Source organism: Candidatus Aminicenantes bacterium (assembly GCA_011049425.1).
GTDB lineage: Bacteria > Acidobacteriota > Aminicenantia > UBA2199 > UBA2199 > UBA876.
The window spans coordinates 1-4,763 of record DSBM01000098.1 but is presented as its reverse complement, the minus strand read 5'-3'; the positions used below and the strand labels follow the sequence as shown (position 1 = coordinate 4,763).

5 protein-coding genes are annotated in these 4,763 nt (G+C 53.5%); 3 read left to right on the top strand and 2 right to left on the bottom strand.

Going from position 1 to position 4,763, the window contains the following annotated elements; genetic code table 11:
* The first annotated feature begins 343 nt into the window (after positions 1-343).
* The 3 genes from ENN40_06315 (at position 344) to ENN40_06305 (ending at position 2,682) form a co-directional block, all read left to right on the top strand.
* Positions 344-1,393 (top strand): branched-chain amino acid aminotransferase, encoded by a 1,050-nt coding sequence (locus ENN40_06315; GenBank protein HDP94957.1) that lies wholly within the window; start codon positions 344-346, stop codon positions 1,391-1,393.
* 163 nt (positions 1,394-1,556) lie between these two features.
* Positions 1,557-2,357: a hypothetical protein gene (locus tag ENN40_06310; protein HDP94956.1), complete on the top strand. Its 801-nt coding sequence runs from the start codon at positions 1,557-1,559 to the stop codon at positions 2,355-2,357.
* A complete protein-coding gene (locus tag ENN40_06305) occupies positions 2,332-2,682 on the top strand; it encodes a divalent-cation tolerance protein CutA (GenBank protein ID HDP94955.1) in 351 nt (116 codons plus the stop codon). Before ENN40_06310 ends, ENN40_06305 begins: the two co-directional genes overlap by 26 nt.
* Positions 2,683-2,959: 277 nt before the next feature.
* On the opposite strand, the gene ENN40_06300 is transcribed toward ENN40_06305, so the two are convergent.
* Positions 2,960-3,382: a hypothetical protein gene (locus tag ENN40_06300; protein ID HDP94954.1), complete on the bottom strand. Its 423-nt coding sequence runs from the start codon at positions 3,380-3,382 to the stop codon at positions 2,960-2,962.
* 125 nt (positions 3,383-3,507) lie between these two features.
* Entirely contained in the window at positions 3,508-4,554 is a 1,047-nt protein-coding gene (locus tag ENN40_06295; protein ID HDP94953.1) for a tetratricopeptide repeat protein, read from the bottom strand.
* Positions 4,555-4,763 lie beyond the last annotated feature (209 nt).

Below are 4,763 nucleotides of genomic sequence, written 5' to 3'. Positions count from 1 at the left end.
GCGAACCGCTACATTTGTGCGTATGCCATACGCCCCGCTGTTTTTTTCCTGCCTACCTGCCACCTGCCTCCTGTCACCTGATACCTCGTTTCCTCTTTCCGTGTATTCCGTGGTTTGAATTTCTTCCCGATTGATGGGCGACCGGCCGGTCGCCCCTACGTCTGAATTTCAAATGATTTTTAAGGGGCGAAAAATTTTTCGCCCGTGCACCTGTCGCCTTCTTTCCAACTCTCCAACTTTCCAACTCTCCCCCAGTGGGTGTTGACAACGACTGTCCGCTTGCGTTACCCTTTGATTTGACGCATCAAGCACAAATCCAAGAAATCACCGTCAAGGGGTATGCATGAGCAACCAAAGCAATGCCGAACTGGATTGGTCCGCCCTGTCATTCAGTTACATCCAGACCGATTTCCGTTTCCGCGCCGAGTGGAGAGACGGAGAATGGGACAAGGGGCGCCTGGATACGGATCCCTTCCTGCGTGTTCATGAAGGATCGACTGCCCTGCACTATGGACAGGAGTGTTTTGAAGGCATGAAGGCCTTTGCGGCCGCTGATGGGCGCGTGTTGCTTTTTCGCCCCGACGAAAACGCCCGCCGCATGCAACGCAGCGCCGCGCGCATCCTGATGCCGACCGTGCCGGAAGAGCTGTTTTTACATGGCGTAAAAGAGACGGTACGCGCCAACCGGCGCTGGGTACCGCCTCATGGTTCAGGCGCCTCTTTGTACGTGCGGCCGTTGCTATACGGCATGGGCCCCAATATCGGGGTGCGGCCGGCTCCGGAATACATGTTTACGGTTTTCTGCACGCCGGTCGGTCCCTACTTCAAGGGTGGGTTAAAGCCGGTTTTCATTTCCGTTACCGATTATGACCGGGCCGCCCCCAAGGGGACCGGCGCGGCCAAGGTCGGCGGCAACTACGCGGCCAGTCTGCTGGCTCACCAGGAGGCCGTGGAAGCCGGATACGCAGACTGTATCTACCTTGACCCACTAAACCACCGCAACATCGAAGAGGTCGGCGCGGCCAACTTCTTTGGCATTACCCGCGACAACCGTTTCGTGACCCCCAAATCTGCTTCCATTCTTCCCAGTATTACGCGCATGTCTCTAGTGTATATCGCGCGTGAAATACTGGGCATGACCGTGGAGGAACGGGATGTTCCCATAGATTCCATTGGTGAGTTCGTGGAGGCCGGCGCTTGCGGAACCGCCGCGGTGATCACGCCCATCGGCGGCATTTTCTACAATGGGTCCATGCACACCTTTTACGCCGACGGCGAGGAAGTGGGCCCGGTCACCCGGCGCCTGTACGATACCTTGAAGGGAATTCAGCAGGGCGAGTTGCCGGGTCCGCGGGGTTGGGCGGTGGAAGTCCCCTTGGAACAGCAGACATGATCCCGGGATAAGTCGCGCTGATTGTAGAGGAAAGCGGCTTTTTACTTGATTTTCGGTTTTTGTTTGCCTATAATTTTTTTGGCTGTGGGATTAAGCCCGGGATTATTCCTCCCGGTCCAATTGCATCCGTCGGAAGATCTCACGGTCGCAAAGGAGGAGACAAATGAAGAAGTTTACAGCCCTTGCCGCAATTTTCGGTCTGATGTTGATCATGACCTCTTGCTCCAAGCCCGGGGAAGTTGTGGTCACCAAGTACTTCCAGGCCATGGCGCACAATGACATGGATACCATGTCGTCCATGGCGGTCACGCCCAAAAACCTGGATTACGAGTCATACAAGATCAAAAGTGTCAGCGAACCTGAAATCGTGGATTTCCAGCTTCCCGCCATGATGGAGCAGATGGAAGTCCTGAAACAGGAGCGCCAGGAACTGCTCAACACCGTACGGGACATGCAGGATGAGGTGGATGAGCTGGAATTTGAAATGAATGAAACCCGCCGTCGCAGCCGCAAGGCCGAGCTGCAGCAGCAGATCGAAGAAAAGCAAGCCGCCATGGAGGCTGAAACCACAAAGTTCCGTCAACTCGTGGCCGCAATGGGTAAGCTCAAGAACGACATCGAGTTCGAGCAGGAGATAGTTAAGCTGTCAACCGGTGTGAGGCAGAGTCCGGAGATATATACGGGCAAAACCACCAAGATCCCGGTGACCACTCACGTGGTGTTCAAAGACGGTTCGGAAGAGGATTATGTGTTTGAGTTGGTCAAATACGAACTCAACGTTGAAGAACGTGTCCTGCCCAATCGCTTGATTATCCTGAATATCCTGACCCAGGCCGAATACGACAAAATGAAAGCCGGGGAACCAGTGGATGAAGCCGCGCCGGCCGAAGACGTGGCAATGGAAGATGTCACGGAAGAAGATCCGGCCTTTGTTGAAGATGAGCCGGTCGACGAACAAGAGTAACGCTGAGTACTGTCTGGTCCTGACAGCGTTATCCGACGGGCGCGCAGCCCATGGGTTGGCCTGCGCCCTGGTTGAGAACCGCTTGTGTGCCTGTGTCAGCGTGGTGCCGGGAGCGATCTCCCGGTACCGCTGGCGGGGACGAATAGAACGGGCCGAAGAAGCGATCCTGATTGCCAAGACCTTGGCAAGCCGTTATCCCGAAGTGGAAGCGTTCCTGAAGCGGGAGCATCCCTACGAGTGTCCGGAAATCCTGAAAATCCCCATTGAAGCCGGGCTTCCGGCTTACCTGGATTGGATCCGCGAAAGTGTAAGTAAAAAAGTGTAAGTAAAGTTGAAGAGTTGAAGAGGCAAGAAGTAGGGGCGACCGGCCGGTCGCCCATGAATCGGAAAGAAATTCAAACCACGGAACACACGGAATACACGGAAAAAAATCCGTGACGGATGTTAATACAATTGGGGCGGGTTTGAAATTCGCCCGTACACACTACCTCTTGTAACCTGTCACTTTCTCTTTCAACTCCCTCAACTTTTTTCTTCTTCAGACATCACCGGTGGCCTGAAAACCAGAATTATCCTTGCCGTTGATTGGTATGGATGAACGATTACTGCGTTGACTTGTCTGAAATCCGGAAATCGCCGTCGGAAAAATCGTTGATTTCCGGACGGATCGACCAGCGGATGCGGATGCGGTAGTTCATTTCCGGCGCAAGATCAACCGGGATGCGCCATTCAAATCGTCCCGTATCCGGGCAACCGTCCGAGATCACCAGGTGTTTGATGCCCTTGAGATAGAGTACCAGGATGATTCCGCCGGATTCGATTCCCCGGGAGACCCATGTAATGGTTGTGTTTTCGCCGTTAAATAAGATCTCTCCGCCGTTGGGTTGAATCAGGCGCAAAGACGCGGCCTCAGCTGATTTTGGAACGGTGTCGGCCCGATTTTCAGCGGAAACGGCGGAAATGCCGGGAACGGACAGTAACAGCGTCAGCAGCAAAGTAGACAATAATCGTTTTCGAAGGGCCATAGAACTATATATCACCAGCGCGAGTTTATCTCAATCCAGGAAAAAAAATTCACGCGAATGATGGGCGGGGAGAGTCGACTCGTCAGTCGGCCCTCCCCGCGCCGGGGTATGGGTTATGGGGGAGATTACTTGCTGGTTTTCTCGAGGGCGGCGATTTCCTTTTTCACGTCATCAAGGAACTTTTCATACCTGGCTTTATCGGGAGAATCGGGGAATAGAGAGATCATCTTTTCGTAGGTCTCCACGGTCTTTTGCCGGTCGTTTTTGTAGTAGTAAAAGTTGCCCAAGGTCAGGTAGGCGGGTTCGAGGTCGACCTTCAGCTCAATGGCTTTTTCCAGGTGGGGAACAATGGCGTCTTGAAACTTTGCGGCCACCGCAGCCAGTTTTTCCTTGAGGTCCTTGGCTTCCTTGTCTTTGCGAATGGGTTCGGCCTCCGCTTCCATAACCTGGAAGTTATTGGATGCGATGACAAAATGGGCAAGGGGCAGCAATTGGTCGTTTTCCGCGTCCTGGCGGGCGTCAATGTATGTGGAGAGGTACTCGTTTGAAGCCTCGTAGTCTTTCTGCTGGGAATAATTCAGGCCGATAATGTAGTTGGAAGCCGGGAAAATGGGGGCAAACTCGGTCTGGGCCATGGGCAGTTGCTGGAATTTCTTTAAATATTCAGTGGACTCGGCAAAATTTTTCCGGGTATACAGGTTCACGCCCAGTTGATACAGGCTCTGTCCCAAATGGGTGCGGTCCAGTTCAGCGATGTTTGGCAGGTCGATTAATTGACGGAAGCACTGGTTGGCTTCTTCCACATTCCGCTGTTGCTGGAATTGCTGGCCTTTGGAAAAAAGCAGCCGGGCCATCAGTTTAGCGGCTTCGGTGTGGCCGGGGTCCAGTTCCAGGGCTTTTTTCAGGTTATCTTCGCCGGGCTCGAGCTGGTTCTGGGCCAATTGCAGGCGGCCCAGGGCGAAACGGGCTTCAGCGTATTCCGCTTCCATCTCGATCACCTGTTGATAGAATTCCGTTGCCTTGTCGAATTCCTTGGCCTCAATCGCTTTCTGGGCTTTCTTCATCAGTTTCAGCGCTTGCTTTGAGGGCGGAGCGGCCTCGCCGGCGGTCGCCAGCATGGTCTGGCCGGCAAAGGCCAGCACGATCAGTGCAATCATGAATGTTTTCTTCATACGCAATGTCTCCTGTGGTTAAGTGGGATGCACAACCAGTTAAGGTACGTGCGGGATGTCCAATTGTAACACCAATCTCTTGACAAGGCAAAAAAAATCAGTATTTTTCTGGTCAGGTAACTTTATTCGCGGGAAAATCGAAGCTTGCGCGGTAGTTGCGTTTTCGGCAATTGATGAGTGAATCTTTGACGGATTTCGAACGGTCCATT

Bases quoted from the DNA above. Each gene is read 5' to 3' on its own strand.
- ENN40_06295 (HDP94953.1), bottom strand. From the start codon at position 4,554: ATGAAGAAAACATTCATGATTGCACTGATCGTGCTGGCCTTTGCCGGC.
- ENN40_06305 (HDP94955.1), top strand. From the start codon at position 2,332: ATGAGCCGGTCGACGAACAAGAGTAACGCTGAGTACTGTCTGGTCCTG.
- ENN40_06310 (HDP94956.1), top strand. From the start codon at position 1,557: ATGAAGAAGTTTACAGCCCTTGCCGCAATTTTCGGTCTGATGTTGATC.
- ENN40_06300 (HDP94954.1), bottom strand. From the start codon at position 3,382: ATGGCCCTTCGAAAACGATTATTGTCTACTTTGCTGCTGACGCTGTTA.
- ENN40_06315 (HDP94957.1), top strand. From the start codon at position 344: ATGAGCAACCAAAGCAATGCCGAACTGGATTGGTCCGCCCTGTCATTC.